15 protein-coding genes are annotated in these 14,668 nt (G+C 50.6%); 12 read left to right on the top strand and 3 right to left on the bottom strand.

Translation table 11 applies throughout. From position 1 onward, the window contains the following. Positions 1-271: 271 nt before the first annotated feature. The 8 genes from mpl to ACO0LM_RS24600 all read left to right on the top strand — a co-directional run bounded on the left by mpl (position 272) and on the right by ACO0LM_RS24600 (position 8,523). Positions 272-1,678, top strand: coding sequence for a UDP-N-acetylmuramate:L-alanyl-gamma-D-glutamyl-meso-diaminopimelate ligase (mpl, locus tag ACO0LM_RS24635; RefSeq protein ID WP_423040899.1), 1,407 nt, complete (start codon positions 272-274; stop codon positions 1,676-1,678). Further along, entirely contained in the window at positions 1,675-2,247 is a 573-nt protein-coding gene (locus tag ACO0LM_RS24630; RefSeq protein ID WP_423040897.1) for a YqiA/YcfP family alpha/beta fold hydrolase, read from the top strand. Before mpl ends, ACO0LM_RS24630 begins: the two co-directional genes overlap by 4 nt. 34 nt (positions 2,248-2,281) lie before the next feature. Next, positions 2,282-2,848, top strand: coding sequence for a chorismate--pyruvate lyase family protein (locus tag ACO0LM_RS24625; RefSeq protein ID WP_423040895.1), 567 nt, complete (start codon positions 2,282-2,284; stop codon positions 2,846-2,848). Between the two features lie 627 nt (positions 2,849-3,475). Further along, positions 3,476-5,554, top strand: a complete 2,079-nt coding sequence (locus ACO0LM_RS24620; RefSeq protein WP_423040893.1) for a ribonuclease catalytic domain-containing protein — start codon at positions 3,476-3,478, stop codon at positions 5,552-5,554. A 26-nt stretch (positions 5,555-5,580) separates the two neighbouring features. Further along, a complete protein-coding gene (locus ACO0LM_RS24615) occupies positions 5,581-6,507 on the top strand; it encodes a TonB C-terminal domain-containing protein (protein WP_423040957.1) in 927 nt (308 codons plus the stop codon). Beyond that, on the top strand, positions 6,504-7,355 hold the full coding sequence (aroE, locus tag ACO0LM_RS24610) for a shikimate dehydrogenase (RefSeq protein WP_423040891.1): 852 nt from the start codon (positions 6,504-6,506) through the stop codon (positions 7,353-7,355). Before ACO0LM_RS24615 ends, aroE begins: the two co-directional genes overlap by 4 nt. Continuing rightward, the gene (gene mtgA, locus ACO0LM_RS24605; RefSeq protein WP_423040889.1) at positions 7,355-8,050 is read left to right on the top strand and encodes a monofunctional biosynthetic peptidoglycan transglycosylase; all 696 of its coding nucleotides are present in this window, start codon (positions 7,355-7,357) and stop codon (positions 8,048-8,050) included. The genes aroE and mtgA overlap by 1 nt, the downstream gene beginning before the upstream one ends. Continuing rightward, complete coding sequence (locus tag ACO0LM_RS24600; protein WP_423040887.1) at positions 8,047-8,523, top strand: hypothetical protein; 477 nt, start codon at positions 8,047-8,049, stop codon at positions 8,521-8,523. The genes mtgA and ACO0LM_RS24600 overlap by 4 nt, the downstream gene beginning before the upstream one ends. 17 nt (positions 8,524-8,540) lie before the next feature. Here the strand turns inward: ACO0LM_RS24600 and ACO0LM_RS24595 are convergent, their stop codons facing one another. Beyond that, positions 8,541-9,062: a GNAT family N-acetyltransferase gene (locus ACO0LM_RS24595; RefSeq protein ID WP_423040885.1), complete on the bottom strand. Its 522-nt coding sequence runs from the start codon at positions 9,060-9,062 to the stop codon at positions 8,541-8,543. Between the two features lie 218 nt (positions 9,063-9,280). Between ACO0LM_RS24595 and ACO0LM_RS24590 the strand changes: the two genes are divergently transcribed. Next, complete coding sequence (locus ACO0LM_RS24590; protein ID WP_423040883.1) at positions 9,281-10,048, top strand: hypothetical protein; 768 nt, start codon at positions 9,281-9,283, stop codon at positions 10,046-10,048. Between the two features lie 95 nt (positions 10,049-10,143). Here the strand turns inward: ACO0LM_RS24590 and ACO0LM_RS24585 are convergent, their stop codons facing one another. After that, complete coding sequence (locus tag ACO0LM_RS24585; protein WP_423040881.1) at positions 10,144-10,548, bottom strand: VOC family protein; 405 nt, start codon at positions 10,546-10,548, stop codon at positions 10,144-10,146. Positions 10,549-10,711: 163 nt separating this feature from the next. Between ACO0LM_RS24585 and ACO0LM_RS24580 the strand changes: the two genes are divergently transcribed. Then, positions 10,712-11,110, top strand: coding sequence for a hypothetical protein (locus ACO0LM_RS24580; RefSeq protein ID WP_423040879.1), 399 nt, complete (start codon positions 10,712-10,714; stop codon positions 11,108-11,110). Between the two features lie 34 nt (positions 11,111-11,144). On the opposite strand, the gene ACO0LM_RS24575 is transcribed toward ACO0LM_RS24580, so the two are convergent. Beyond that, positions 11,145-12,992 (bottom strand): pentapeptide repeat-containing protein, encoded by a 1,848-nt coding sequence (locus ACO0LM_RS24575; protein WP_423040877.1) that lies wholly within the window; start codon positions 12,990-12,992, stop codon positions 11,145-11,147. A 289-nt stretch (positions 12,993-13,281) separates the two neighbouring features. Between ACO0LM_RS24575 and corA the strand changes: the two genes are divergently transcribed. Together corA and ACO0LM_RS24565 are read left to right on the top strand one after the other, a co-directional pair. After that, a complete protein-coding gene (corA, locus tag ACO0LM_RS24570) occupies positions 13,282-14,250 on the top strand; it encodes a magnesium/cobalt transporter CorA (RefSeq protein ID WP_423040875.1) in 969 nt (322 codons plus the stop codon). Position 14,251: 1 nt separating this feature from the next. Continuing rightward, on the top strand, positions 14,252-14,650 hold the full coding sequence (locus ACO0LM_RS24565) for a VOC family protein (RefSeq protein ID WP_423040873.1): 399 nt from the start codon (positions 14,252-14,254) through the stop codon (positions 14,648-14,650). Positions 14,651-14,668 lie beyond the last annotated feature (18 nt).

Here is a 14,668-nt window from a genome sequence, read left to right as displayed (position 1 = left end):
TCAATACAGAGAAGAGCAAGGCTGCTTGTGGGTGGGGCCTTCATTCGGCATGTAGCCCCCGCTATGACTTCGCGGGGATGCATGGGAGGGCAGCCGAAAGGCAAACTAAAATCAAGCCTGTCAAAAATTATTCTTTTAATATTTTTCTCTGTGACACTCTGTGCCTCCTCTGTGACTCTGTGTTGAGAGGTTTTCAGGTTCTGTTACGAGTGGTGACAAGAACATGCCTTCTCTCAGGTAGAATTGCGGGATTCTGGAATTTGGTTCAATTATGCATATTCATATTTTAGGTATCTGCGGCACTTTCATGGGTGGCCTGGCGGTGTTGGCGAAAGAGGCCGGTCATACGGTGACGGGCTGCGATGCCAATGTCTATCCGCCTATGAGTACTCAGCTTGAATCGCAGGGCATCACCCTGACGCAGGGCTATGGCGCCGAGCAAATTGCATTGGAGCCGGATTTATATGTCATAGGCAACGTGGTATCACGTGGCAACCCTTTGATGGAAGAAATCCTCAATCGGGGCTTGCCCTATGTATCTGGCCCGCAATGGATGGGTGACCATATATTGCATGATAAGTGGGTACTTGCTGTCGCTGGCACTCACGGCAAGACAACCACCTCGGCCATGCTGGCCTGGATACTTGAATATGCCGGTTATGCACCGGGCTTCCTGATCGGTGGCGTACCGCTGAATTTTGGTATCTCTGCCCGCTTATGGGGTAACCATGCTTCAGATTTTTTCGTGATCGAAGCGGACGAATACGATACGGCGTTTTTCGACAAGCGCAGCAAATTCGTTCATTACCATGCCAAGACAGCGGTATTGAACAACCTTGAATATGATCATGCCGATATTTTCCCCGATGTGGCAGCGATAGAAAACCAGTTCCACCACCTGGTGCGTACCGTACCTGGTGTCGGTCGCCTCATCGTCAACGGCGATAATGCTTCGCTGGAACGGGTGTTGAAGCGCGGTTGCTGGAGTGAAAAAGAATTTTTTGGTGCCGGTAATCAGGCCTGGCGTCTGGTCATGCAGGATGGCGAAGACTTTGATGTCGTCTTCAATGACGAAGTGCAAGGCACCGTACACTGGAACCTGAATGGCGAACATAATCGCCAGAACGCGTTGGCAGCCATCGCCGCTGCACGCCATGTCGGCGTCACGCCGGATATCGCCATCGAAGCGCTGGGCCAGTTCATCAGTGTCAAGCGCCGTATGGAAGTGCGCGGCATTGCTGACGGCGTCACCGTCATCGACGACTTTGCCCATCATCCCACGGCAGTTGCCACTACCGTTGCCGGCTTGCGGCATAAGGTTGGGGCTGCACGTATCCTGGCCGTGCTGGAGCCGCGTTCCAACACCATGAAGCTGGGCACCATGAAGCAGGCTTTGCCCGGCAGCCTGGAACAGGCTGATCTGGTATTTGGTTTTGGTGCAGCAGAAGGCAAGGATGCCTTGGGCTGGGACCTGGCAGAAGCGCTGGCTCCGCTGGGCGACAAAGTCAATTGCCACAGCAACATTGCTGAGCTGGTAGAGGCCATCGTCGGGCAGGCCCGGCCAGGTGACCATGTACTGATCATGAGCAATGGTGGTTTTGGTGGTGTTCATCAAAAATTGCTGAATGCGCTGCAAAACCGTGCACAGCAGAATGGCAGCGAGGCCAGGGCGGCATGATCCTGTATCTGCACGGTTTTCGCTCATCGCCTGATTCGTACAAGGCGCGCGTCATGCGTGAACACATGCAGGCATTGGGCCGGGCCGGGGAGATTGTCTGCCCTGAACTGTCACCTTCGCCCTTGCTGGCGATACAACAGGCAGAAGCGATACTGGCAGGTCAGGATACCAGACAGGTAAGCATCATTGGTTCTTCACTCGGTGGCTATTATGCGACCTGGCTGGCCGAAAAATATGGCTGCAAGGCAGTATTGTTAAACCCGGCCGTCAAGCCACCACGCGACCTGGAAAGCTATGTCGGTGTGACGACGTATTATCACAACGACCGCATCTTTGAATTCAAGGCTGACTACGTGGCAGAGTTGCGTTCCCTCGCTGTTCAACAGATCAGCCAGCCCGAACGCTATTTCCTGATTGCTGCAACCGGTGATGAAGTGCTGGACTGGCGTGAAATGGTCGCCCATTACCCGGCTGCAAAACAATATGTAATAGAAGGCAGCGATCACGGCATTGCCGAATTTGCTGATTGTCTCGATATGGTCATGGCGTTTTGTGACAAGGCGCACTGATTTGGAAGCACAGCTTTTGCAAACGAAGAAAAAGATGCAACGCCCACGGGCGGCCAGATGGGTGGAGCATGTCAATGCCGTACAAGCCAGCGCCAGGATGGAAGACTGGCTGAGCAATCGCGATTCTTTGACGGCCAGACTGATGGCAAGATGCGCGCAGTTTCGTGTACAGCGTTTGTCGCAGCACAAGGCGATTTGCCTGCAGGATGAATATGCTGCCATAGGCTTGCCAAGAAGCTTGAAGGTGCATGAGCGGGAAGTGTTTTTACGCTGTGATGGTGTGGCCATGGTGTATGGACACACTGTAGTGCCGCAGACAGCGACAGCCAATGAATGGCCATTGTTTCATGCCCTGGGTGAAAAGTCTTTGGGTAGTACCCTGTTCAATGATCCGCTGGTAGCCAGGGGCGAATTGAGTTACGCCAGACTACGCCAAAGCCACCCGCTGATACGCCGCATCGTGGCAAGGCAGCCAGAACTGGCAGGCGTACCTGGCATGCTCGCGCGCCGTTCCCTGTTCTGGCGCAAGAGTGGGTGTTTGCTGGTGACGGAAGTGTTTTTGCCTGGGGTTGAGGGTTTGCGGATTGTTGAAAAGCATTAAGACCTCTCAACACAGAGAAAGGAAAGGCTGCTTGCAGGCAGCCTTCGTTACGCAGACGAACGGCATGCCGTTCGAAACCTCTGCTACACCACAGAGGTGTCACAGAGGGGCACAGAGAAATGCAAAAAAGACGTCACGGCCCTATCGTACTAATGAAGTCGCTTTCTCAAAGTCGTCATTCCTGCGAAGGCAGGAATCTACCGGGTGGCGATCCACCGGGTGGCGATCCACCGGGTGGCGGTCCACCGGGTGGCGATCCACCGGGCTGGCGGGCCAGCGGCGTTTGTGACAAACTGGTTTGGCCAAAACGCGAGCCGCAATATATAAAGCTCCTTCCCCTTCAAGGGGAAGGTTGGGATGGGGGTTCTTCAGCAAACGAAATAAGTAGTTAATCAACCGAACCCCATTCCCACCCTAGCCTTCTCCTTCAAGGGGAGGGTAATAGATAAGTATTTGAATGATTTCCGCTTTGCTGATAAAGCAAAGTAAGAATAGAAACAACAAACGTCTCAACCAAGATGGACTGGCAATAGCAGGGTAAAAAAAGTACAAAGATTTTCTCTTGCTTTTCTCTGTACCTCCGTGCCTCTGTGTTGAGCTTTTTGGTCTTAATTAAAGAAGTATTGAATGAATTTATTTTTCGAAGAATCCGGTGATTTCAAGGCAGGCAGTCTCATGACGCAGGCTGGTGAGGCGTATCAGGTCGAGATGGCCAGCGGCAAGCGCACCAAGGTCAAGGCCAAGGACGTGCTGTTGCAATTCGCTTCCCCTGATCCTGTCAGCCTGATTGAGCAGGCCAAAGCTGCAGCAGCCGAGATAGACCTGGAATTTTTATGGGAAGTGGCGGGTCAGGACGAATTTGGCTTTGCCGAACTTGGCGCTGAATATTTTGGTCATGCACCGCAACCGGTGGAAGCTGCAGGGCTGATTTTGGCCTTGCATAATGCCCCCATTTATTTCTACAAAAAAGGTCGTGGCCGCTACAAGGCCGCGCCGGAAGCAGCACTGAAAGCCGCGCTGGCTGGTATAGAAAAGAAAAAACAGCAAGCCCTGATACAGGTTGGTTATGTGGAAGAACTGAAACAAAACCACCTGCCCGATGTCATGAAGCCGCTGGCCTTGCAGCTTTTGTTCAAGCCAGATAAAAACAGTATTGAATACAAAGCCCTGGCAGAAGCCTGCGACGTCATGCAAATGTCGCCGCAACGTCTGATGCTGGCAACCGGCGGCATCGCCAGCCCCAAGCATCTGCACCTGGCCAGGTTTCATTACGAGCACTTCCCCAAGGGTGTGGCTTTCCCGGCCATCACGGTCCCGGCCTTGCCAACGGATTTGCCGGTTGCCGATGTACAGGCATTTTCTATCGATGACGTCACCACTACCGAGATCGATGATGCTTTTTCTGTCGTTGACATCGGCAATGGGCAATTGCGCGTCGGCATACATATCGCCGCCCCTGCCTTGGGCATACAGCGTGGCGACGCACTCGACCAGATAGCACGTGGCCGCATGTCCACCGTGTATATGCCTGGCGACAAGATCACCATGCTGCCGGATGAACTGGTAGAAACTTACACCCTCGGTGCTGGCCAGACCCGCCCCGCCTTGTCCCTGTATGCAACCCTGAATACTGAAGACTGCTCTGTCATCAGTACCGAAACCAAGCTGGAAGCTATTCCCATGGCCAGCAATCTGCGCCACAATGACCTTGATGAGCTGGTGACAGAAGACAACCTGGCGAACGATGCTGGCGAGTATCCGCATAAGGCAGATATTGCCCAATTGTGGAAATGGGCGCAGGTGCTGGAGCAGGGCCGCATGCTCAAGCGCGAAAGCTTTGGCATGAAGCCGGAACAGAATAACCGCGTCGATTTCAATTTTTATGTCGAAGATGACGTGGTCTCCATCGTCCGTCGCAAGCGTGGTGCACCGCTGGACAAGATCGTGGCCGAACTGATGATCTTTGCCAACAGCACCTGGGGCAAGCTCATGGCTGACCATGGCATTCCTGGCATTTACCGGGCCCAGGGTGTGGCCGGTGGTCGTGGCCCTGGTGGCTGGGCGGCACGTATGCAGGTGCGCATGCTGACCCATGCAGCGCCACATCAGGGCTTGGGCGTGGATCAATATGCCTGGAGTACTTCACCGCTGCGTCGCTATACCGATCTGGTGAATCAATGGCAAATCATCGCCTGTGTACAGCATGGCGTGACTGCACCGCTGGTTGCGCCGTTCAAACCCAAGGATGCCGACCTGTTCGCCATCGTCTCCGGTTTTGATGCAGCCTATGCGGCTTATGCCGATTTCCAGAACAATATGGAACGTTACTGGTGCCTGCGCTGGCTGGGACAGGAAGAAGCGCGCCAGGTGGAAGCTGTGGTATTGAAGGATGAAGTCTTGCGTCTGGTCGATATTCCCCTCATCATTCGTTTGCCGGGCATGCCGCAAACCGCACGCGGTGCCCAGGTCAGGCTGGATATTTTGCGCTGGGATGAAGTCGATCTCACGGTGGAAGCCCGCCTGCTGGAATTATTGTCCACCGTCACCGAACTGGGTGAAGATGAAGAACTGGATGAAGATACTACCGAAGTGATGGAAGAAATACCCACCACGGAACAAGATGGTGCAGCCGCTGATATAGCGGACGCCAGTGCAGTAGTAGATAAAAGCGATGAACCTACTGCCGAGCAGCCACAAGCAGATTAATGAATAGCCAGACCGATCAATCACCGATGCCGTCAACAAAACTTAAAGACAAGCAGCCTGAGAAAACAACTTTCGACAAGTTGATACTGACCGTTGCCGTCATCATTTCACTGGTCATCCATGCGACCCTGCTGCTATTGCATTTCGTCGCCCCAAGGCCAGAAGAAAGCCGGCCAGCAGACCCGGGGCTGGAAGTCATACTGGTCAACGCCAAGCACGACAAGGCACCCTTGAAGGCCGAGGCATTAGCCCAGGCTGATCTGGATGGCGGCGGTGCCCATGACAGTGGTCGCAGCAAATCCCCTTTGCCGGATATGCGCAAGACAGAAGATGGCGACAGTGCTCAAACCACCAAGCGCCGTATTGCTGAACTGGAGCAGCAACAACAGCAATTGATAGACCAGGCCAAGCGCAAGGAAATATTCCGCTTGCCACAGCAAGAAAAAAAGCCGCTGGATGATAGCCGCAAGCCCGCCACCGGGTCAGATCAGGTGGATACCTCGCAAGCATTGGCACGCATGGCGGCAGAAATTTCTCAAACCATAGAAGACCAGAACAAGCGCCCGCGTAAAACCTTTATTACCCCGAGTACGCAAAAAGCCGGGTATGCGATTTATTACAAGGCGATGCAAAAACGTATCGAAGATACCGGCACGCTGAACTTTCCGCAAAAAGATGGCAAGAAGCTGTATGGCGAATTGATCGTCTATATCCCGATTTTCCAGGATGGCACCATCTATGAAAAAGAGGGTGGCCCGCGCATAGAAAAATCTTCTGGTGACAAAGCCCTTGACACTGCCGCCCTGCGTATTGTCAGACGGTCAGCCCCATTCGGACGTTTTCCGCAAAACATGCGTTCTACCGACAAGGATGACTTGTGGGTAGTGATTACCCGCTTCAAGTTTACCCGTGAACTGCAACTTGAAACGGAACTGCGCGGAGATAAAAGTTGAAGACCACGGATACCAGGTCGGATGCCTATGTCGTTATCGGCAACCCGATCGCACACAGCAAATCACCCGCCATTCATGCCCGCTTTGCCGAACTGACGGTGCAGCATATTGATTACCAACGCCTGTTGGCACCACTGGATGGTTTTACAGCCAGTGTGCATGATTTTATCAAGGCAGGTGGCAAGGGGGCGAACGTGACATTGCCGTTCAAGCTCGAAGCCTTTGCCCTGGCGGACGAACTAAGCCCGCGCGCCCAAGCGGCCGGTGCTGTCAATACCCTGAAGTTTGAGCAAGGCCGCATTTATGGTGATAACACCGACGGTATAGGCCTGGTGGCCGATATCGTGCGGAATGCCGGTGTCAGCCTGCGTGGCAAACGTGTTCTTTTGCTGGGGGCCGGTGGTGCCGCGCGTGGTGCCCTGTTGCCCCTGTTGCAGGAACAACCGGCAGTCTTATTGATTGCCAATCGCACGCTGGCCAAGGCGCAGGATTTGCTGGTACAGACACACAAGCTGGCCGGTAACTGCACACTGCAAGCCTGTCGTTTTGAAGACATTGATCAGGCTGCGGATGTCATCGTCAATGCTACCTCGGCCAGCCTGAATGATGATGTGCCACCGCTGTCGCCAGCTTTGTTCACAGACACTACCCTGGCTTATGACATGATGTATGCCGCTGCACCCACTAGCTTTTTGCGCTTTGCCGCCAGCCATGGCGCACAATGCCGTGATGGCCTGGGCATGCTGGTAGAGCAGGCGGCAGAAGCCTTCGCACTGTGGCGTGGGGTACGCCCGCCAAGTGATGTAGTGCTGGCAGAAATGCGTGCCGCCATGCAGGTGAATGGCTGATGAAACTCCTGGGTCGCCTCTTGTTCTGGCTGCTGTTGATGCCCCTGCTGCTATTCACGCTGGTGCAGGCGTATTTCCTGGTGCAGATATGGTGGTGGATTGATCATAATCCCAGTTCCACCAGCTTCATGCGCCATCAGCTTGATGTCTTGCAGGAAAAGAAGCCGGACTTCAAGCTCCAGCATAAATGGGTGCCCTATAACCGCATTTCCAATAACCTGAAACATGCCGTCATTGCATCCGAAGATGACAGTTTTGTCGATCATGAAGGTGTGGATTGGGAAGCCATGCAAAAGGCTTACGAAAAAAATCAAAAGAAAGGTAAGGTTGTTTCAGGCGGTTCCACCATTACCCAGCAACTGGCTAAAAACCTGTTTCTGTCGGCTGAACGCAGCTATTTTCGCAAAGGTGAAGAACTGATCATTACCTATATGCTGGAAAAATGCATGGACAAGCAACGCATCTTGGAAATTTACCTGAATGTCGTAGAATGGGGTGTAGGCGTGTTTGGTGCTGAAGCTGCAGCGCAACATTACTTCCGTACCAGCGCGGCCAATCTGGGGCCATCCCAGGCGGCCCGACTGGCAGTCATGTTGCCCAAGCCACGGTATTTTGATAAGAACCAGGGTTCCGGGTATTTACAAAGGCGCAGTGAAGTGATTTTGCAACGAATGAATAGTGCGGAGTTGCCATGAGTCTACGTCATCAAAGGGGCATCAGCCTGATTGCAGTAGCCATCGTCTCCATGCTGGTGGCGCTGTTGTCCATGGGTTTGCTGTACTACATGCGCAATGGTCATCTGCCCATGCCAGAGATGTGGGCACGCTGGGGTAAGTCGGCCAATGTCATCACGAATGAATTGAAAAATGCCACTGGCGTGCAATTGCCTGGCAATAGCAACAGCAGCAATAGCAGCAGCGCCCCCGGCCTGCGTCAGGCTGCGACTGTAGAGGAAGGTGTACGCCGTTGCACCATCAATGGCAAGACCGTCTATTCAGACACACTGTGCACCGATACCAATCCCACTACTCGTCAGGTCAAGCTGCATGATGCCAGAGGGATGGAAGCCGCTAAAAGCCTGGCATCGCAGGCTGCTGCGTCAGAACCTGGTGAAGAAGAGCTCAAGAAAAAGATCATGGAACAGGCACTGGGGAATGGTAAAAAATAAGCCCCGTATTCTATTTTTCAGATAGTCTCAGACAGTTTTATTGCCAGCCAGTGTGTCAGCAGTTCTTGCTGATCATTCACCGCATTACCATTATTTTCAAATCCTAGTTTTTGCACTACCCTGGTCGATGCCAGATTATTTGGGCTGACTGTCGCCAGAACATTAGTTGCGCCACCCGCAAAAGCCAGTTGCAACAGGCTACGCACGGCAGCGCTGGCTGCTCCCTGCCTTCTGCATTCCGGCGAGATACCATAGCCAATTTCTACGCGGCCGTTCTGCGGTGGTGATTTGAATCCGCAACTGCCTACGATCAGGCGGTCTTCAATCGATACGATATAAAAAGTGCTGCACCAGTAAGCGGGCGCACCCGCATCAATTTGTGACAATGCACGGGCCGCCACAAAAGCAGGTGGCAGTGCATCCGTGGCGAGATGGTAGTTCAGCGTAGCGGGTATGACGGATCGTTCCAGATCACGCAGGTGTTCCAGGGATACGCTGACGAGTTGATAGCTCACGGTGTGCGACTTATTTTCATTCATGGGGGAGTTGCATTTCTGTTCAAGATTTCGCTCCCGTTTAATCTCGGCTGCTACCATTCGATCCCAGGTTATTACCACTGGTCGCAACTGGCTTGGGGGCGAAATTTTCCTAGCTTAGCATCTCTTGCATCTTACATCTTGCGGTTTTGAAAAACTGCTGGTCTAAGACTTTCATCTGCATCAGTTGAAAGAGTCCGTTCAACTCCCATAGGAAAACCATGAACCAACAACAAGAACTCATCCATCAGTTAAGTCGCCAAAATCGCCTGTTGAAACAGACCCTGGGTGTCAGCGCTGCGGGCCTGGCCATACTCTTGCTGGCAGCCGCCAAACCAACGGAAAATCACGGGAAATTTTCCGAAATCGATGTGGAGCGCATCAATATAGTGACCCCGGAGGGCAAGAATGAAATGGTGATTGCCAATCATCTGCGTGTGCCTGAGCCAATTGTGGACGGCAAACCGGGCAAGCGCAGCGGGCCACAAAGACCTGGCATGATATTTTATAATGCGCTTGGTGATGAAAACGGCGGTTTCATCTTTGATGGCAAGACCGACGAAAAGGGCAGAGCAATCTCGGGTATGCATCTGTCCATGGACCGGTTCGGTGGTGACCAACAGCTCTCGCTCGGTCATTATGAAAGTGGTGGCACCATGGAATCCGGCCTGAATATTTATGACCGTGGCTTGAAGAAGGACTATGCAGACCTGTACGATGCTTACGACAAAGCGCCAGCCGGGCCAGAAAAGGATGCCTTGCTACAGAAGTGGAAAGATGCTGGCGGTCAGCAAACCAATCGCCTGTTTGTCGGCAAGACCCGTGGCAAATCCTCTGCCATCATCCTGGCCGACGCCAAGGGCAAGCCGCGTATCATGATGCTAGTCACGCCGGAAGGTAAGCCCACGTTGAACTTTCTCGACGACAACGGCAAAGTCACACAGAGCTTGCCCCAGACGGATGCCGGTACCGCAGCAGTGGCAAAATAAGCCGCAGGCTGTACTCTACTGTTGGCGATATGTATTGCTCCAGCACATGCTGGAGCAGCGCGATCACACTAAACCCTCCATTTTCAGCTTGGTTGCTATCCGGGTGGCCCTTTCAGCTCAACCACATTCCCTTCCGGATCGCTGATGTAGATGGACGGGCCTTCGCCTTCTGCACCATACCTTTGCTGAACTTCGCCGGCTTCAATACCGTGGGTGTGCAGATATGCCTGTATGCTGGCGGCATCGAAGGGCTCAACCCGCAGACACAGGTGATCAAGATTGCGTGCTTCCTTGCCTGGTGCAGCACCACCCATGCGCCCCAATTTCCCATCGACAGGTACCAGGTCTATCATCGACCGGCCGACGCGCAATTGCACCAGGCCAATTTCATCCTGCCTGCGCTCAACCGGGCATCCAAGTATCTCGCAGTAAAAATGCAGCATGGCATTCAAATCCACTACCCGCAATACCAGATGATCAATTTCACGTATCTTTATCATGAGATGGCCCAGATGCTGTTTTTTGTTGGATGATATTAACTTGCTTCAGCAAATGCTGCAGGGCAGGGCGAAATCTGTATTTTCACTTCCCGGTTTCAGTGCTGATAAAATAAGCGCAATCATTTCTTTTTGTGATGTATATCTAAAATCAGGAGAGACAACCATGAGCGTCGCCTATTACATCGTACTTGATAACGATGAGCCGGGTTTTGATTCCTTCGTCAATGGCAAGGCGATTGCCCATGCCATTGAAGAACTGGATACATTGTGCGAACAAGCTGACTTGCCCAGGTTGGAATCCTTCATGGGACAATCTGCTGAGGATATGGCAGACATGCTGGGCGAAGAAATAGACTTACCTGAAGATGATGCGGCTCCACCTGTCTGGCACACGGCAGACGCCGGCATCGCCTATATTGAGGCCGTGATCTATGCAATAGACAATATGCAGCATGGCTTGCAGGCGTCCGACGATGTGCTGGAAGACCTTGAGGAATATCGACGTGTACTGGAACAGGCAAAAGAAGTTGATGCGAAGTGGTATTTGGCGCTGGATATGTGAGGGAGAGATTGGCTCCAAGATTCTCACTGACTATTTAACTGCCACCACTGCCACTACTGCCTTTTTGAAATCGTGCCCGTATTGCTAAAAAGAGCAAGGCTAGAATTGCCAATGAACCTATGCTTTGCAGTAGCGATAACGCTAGCACCCATCCGCTTGATGATGTTACCAAAGATTTCTCTGATAACAGTGCGAGTGGATTGAATATGTTTTGTAAAGCGAGTGTGAGGGTTGGGGACTCACTTAATATAGATTTCGTTTCACGCAATGCGTCTGAAACGTTGGCTATAGGCTCTTGTGATGAGAGGCCCAAACAATATTGGAATAGACAGATATTCTTTGCCCATAATGCATGTCCCCATTTCTCAAGGCAGTAGAACAAAGAAGAAAATAAGGTGTTCCATAATAGAAAACTCCACATCGCTCTGGATGGTGATTGACCATAAGCAGATACGTTGTCATAAAACAAGGAAATAAGCCACAAAAATGGGTGACCCAAGCGTGGAGGTTTCAATCGAGGCTGATATTCAACTGTGCGTTGCACCTTTAATTCTAGAGCAAAAAACATAGCTTCTTCTTGTTGAGCACGCAGACCTGCCATGAGCAATTTCAAAGTACGAAAGGCAAGCCTGTCGTCATTTGTCCAATGGTTTTTATTGGTCAGATTTTCATTTGAAGCAAAGAATTTGGATGAAAAAAAACTTGAACCTTGATGAAGTTTTGCCCCATGAAACAGTGGTGCACCATAAAATTTGCAAGAACCAAAATCGACAATATTTAGAAAACTACTATTCACATAGCTTGCAGAGGAATGGAATGTCGAGTCGGAGAAAAAAGTTTGCCCTGAGAATATTGCATCATCGAATGATGCTTTATTTTCGAAATTGACTTTTTGGAAATTGCTCGCATCGTGGAATTCTGCTCCGGTGAATAAAACGGTGCTTTTAAATTGTACTTTCCAGAAATGTGCCAAGTGGTTGAAATTTGATTTTTCAAAGATGGCATCATATTTAAATGTCGCGTCGTTAAAATTTGCAACATGTGAAAATTTTATTTTGTTAAACCGAGCTCTACCAAAGAATTGTGTTTCATTGAATGAAGCGAAGTCTTCAATTACTGCGCACGTAAAATCGACTTCGCTCTTAAACGTTACATGCTCAAAATTTCCTTGATTAGAAAATACAGCGTGTGAAAAAATCACCTGTTGTGAAAATTGGGTTTCTTCGAATGTCGCATTTTCATTAAAGTGTGCATTTCTAAAAATTGCCTCATCACTGAATTTTGAATATATAAAGCTGGTGCTACCTTGGAATATGCAATTTGAGAAAAAGCTTTTATACAGAAAATCTACCTGTTCGAACTCTGCTCTACTTTTGAATATTGCACCTTCAAATTTTGCGTCCCCATAAAATTCAGTTTCATTAAAAATAGCGCTGTCGATGAAAGTACATTTATTAAAGCATACGCCCTCATGAAAACGGATATTAGTACAGCAGACAGCGCCCTCAAATGTACATTTTTCCAGATTAACGATACAAAAAAATTCGAAGTCTTGAATAGTAATATTTCCTTGTATGATTAAGTCTTCACACTCTACAGTCCAGACACTGGGTTTAATGGTCGAAATTCCAATTTCAATTTTATACTTTTCTTGCTGCAGTTTTGATACCCCATTGATGTAAGTAAGAAGATCAATTGCTTTTATCGCGCAAATTATCAACGACTCTTGTCGTTCCGAAGAATCATTGTCCTCATTCTCACCTTCTTTGTTGCTAATCAGGAATTTTGCTTGCCGAAATGAGGTATCAAGGGCTTGTTTTCGCTCCACTATCAAGGCTAGCTGCTCATTAGCTTCCTCATAAGTCATGTTAGATTCAGTCATCAGCGTGTCCTATTTTTCTCTTTGAATGGAACATCTTGTGGTTTGTTTTATAAACTGATGATAGTAAGTCTCGTCAATTCGCGCACATTTTTCATTTGAAGTCTAACGCTTGCTCGAAAGCACACAGAAGATAAAGGTAAAGCAAAGTGGTAAATATTGCAATATGAGTGAGGTAATATGGCTAACTCAATATTTCAGAAAAAATAAAACCCACTCCCGTTTCGCTCATCTACGCAAAACGGGTTTACAATCCAGCCAAACCTGAACCTTGCTTTTCCGGAATTTGCCTATGATTAATGTCTTTGTTTTGCACAATGGCCGGCTAAGCCAGATCAATGTGGAAAACCGCGCTGATCTTGAAAATACGCTGCCGATCTGGGTTGACCTGACCGACCCCAACGAAGAAGAGCGTGAGTGGGTCAAGAGTATCTATGGCGTTACCCTGCCAGGCGAGGACGAGGTCAAGGATATTGAAGCCTCTGCCCGTTACTATGAAGCCGACAATGGCGACCTGCATCTGCGCACTGACTTTTTGATCGATGATGATGACGAACCTGCGCGCACGGTGACGGTGGCGTTTATCCTGGCGCGCGATATTTTGTTTTCTGTGCATACCATTGATCTGCCGGTGTTTCGCCTGGTGCGCATGCGTGCGCGTTCACGCCCCGGCTCGATTGCTGATTACAAAGATGTGTTGCTGGATCTGTATGCCACCGATGCCGAATATTCGGCAGATGCGCTGGAAGGCATTTATCAAAATCTGGAAGATGTCAGCCGTAGCGTGCTGCAAAAAAACTTCAGCGATCAGGATGCCGCTGCGGCCCTGAATGCGATTGCGCAAGAAGAAGATTTGAATGGCCGCATACGTCGCAACATGATGGATACCCGTCGCGCGGTCAGCTTTTTGATGCGCGGTCGCTTGTTGAATGCAGATCAGTTTGAAGAAGCGCGGCAGATTTTGCGCGATATCGAATCACTGGATGGTCATACTTCATTTTTGTTCGACAAGATCAACTTCCTGATGGATGCGACTGTCGGTTTCATTAACATTAATCAGAACAAGATCATCAAGATATTCTCAGTGGCCAGCGTGGCGTTCTTGCCACCTACACTGATTGCCAGTATCTATGGTATGAACTTCAAGGGCTGGTTTCCTGAACTGGACTGGCAACTTGGTTATCCGTTTGCGCTGGCATTGATGCTGGCGTCAGCAGTTACTCCTTTCTGGTATTTCCGTCGTCGGGGATGGTTAAAATAAAATGGCAGCGATAGCACTCAATCATTACAATCTGCGCGGCGACCGCGCGACTTTGGATAAACTCAAAGATTTTTATCTGGCGTATGTTGGCCTGGAGGTTGGCCCGCGTCCGCTGAACAGTTTTGGTTATTGGCTGTATGCGGGCGGGCGTGACGTCTTGCATTTGTCAGAGCCCAGGCCAGGTGAGGTACGCCAGACCGAAATAAAAACCGGCTTTGACCACGTCGCCTTTACCTGTACAGACCTGCCTGCCATGCTGGCCAAATTACAGCAGGATGGTATTGCTTACCGCCACGCAGTAGTAGCAGCCAAGGCCGGGTTCGCCACCCAGCAGCAGGTATTCTTCAGTGACCCTGAAGGCAATGGTATAGAACTTAATTTTGTCGAGGCAGCGGCATAAGTGGCGTATGCGGCATAC

Source organism: Undibacterium sp. Di26W, assembly GCF_049340265.1.
Taxonomy (GTDB): Bacteria; Pseudomonadota; Gammaproteobacteria; order Burkholderiales; family Burkholderiaceae_D; genus Undibacterium.
This window is presented reverse-complemented; position numbering and strand designations above follow the sequence as displayed.

Excerpts from the sequence above, each read along its gene's own strand:
- mpl (WP_423040899.1), top strand. The coding sequence starts at position 272 with ATGCATATTCATATTTTAGGTATCTGCGGCACTTTCATGGGTGGCCTG.
- ACO0LM_RS24630 (WP_423040897.1), top strand. The coding sequence starts at position 1,675 with ATGATCCTGTATCTGCACGGTTTTCGCTCATCGCCTGATTCGTACAAG.
- ACO0LM_RS24625 (WP_423040895.1), top strand. The coding sequence starts at position 2,282 with ATGCAACGCCCACGGGCGGCCAGATGGGTGGAGCATGTCAATGCCGTA.
- ACO0LM_RS24620 (WP_423040893.1), top strand. The coding sequence starts at position 3,476 with ATGAATTTATTTTTCGAAGAATCCGGTGATTTCAAGGCAGGCAGTCTC.
- ACO0LM_RS24615 (WP_423040957.1), top strand. The coding sequence starts at position 5,581 with ATGCCGTCAACAAAACTTAAAGACAAGCAGCCTGAGAAAACAACTTTC.
- mtgA (WP_423040889.1), top strand. The coding sequence starts at position 7,355 with ATGAAACTCCTGGGTCGCCTCTTGTTCTGGCTGCTGTTGATGCCCCTG.
- ACO0LM_RS24600 (WP_423040887.1), top strand. The coding sequence starts at position 8,047 with ATGAGTCTACGTCATCAAAGGGGCATCAGCCTGATTGCAGTAGCCATC.
- ACO0LM_RS24595 (WP_423040885.1), bottom strand. The coding sequence starts at position 9,062 with ATGAATGAAAATAAGTCGCACACCGTGAGCTATCAACTCGTCAGCGTA.
- ACO0LM_RS24590 (WP_423040883.1), top strand. The coding sequence starts at position 9,281 with ATGAACCAACAACAAGAACTCATCCATCAGTTAAGTCGCCAAAATCGC.
- ACO0LM_RS24585 (WP_423040881.1), bottom strand. The coding sequence starts at position 10,548 with ATGATAAAGATACGTGAAATTGATCATCTGGTATTGCGGGTAGTGGAT.
- ACO0LM_RS24580 (WP_423040879.1), top strand. The coding sequence starts at position 10,712 with ATGAGCGTCGCCTATTACATCGTACTTGATAACGATGAGCCGGGTTTT.
- ACO0LM_RS24575 (WP_423040877.1), bottom strand. The coding sequence starts at position 12,992 with ATGACTGAATCTAACATGACTTATGAGGAAGCTAATGAGCAGCTAGCC.
- corA (WP_423040875.1), top strand. The coding sequence starts at position 13,282 with ATGATTAATGTCTTTGTTTTGCACAATGGCCGGCTAAGCCAGATCAAT.
- ACO0LM_RS24565 (WP_423040873.1), top strand. The coding sequence starts at position 14,252 with ATGGCAGCGATAGCACTCAATCATTACAATCTGCGCGGCGACCGCGCG.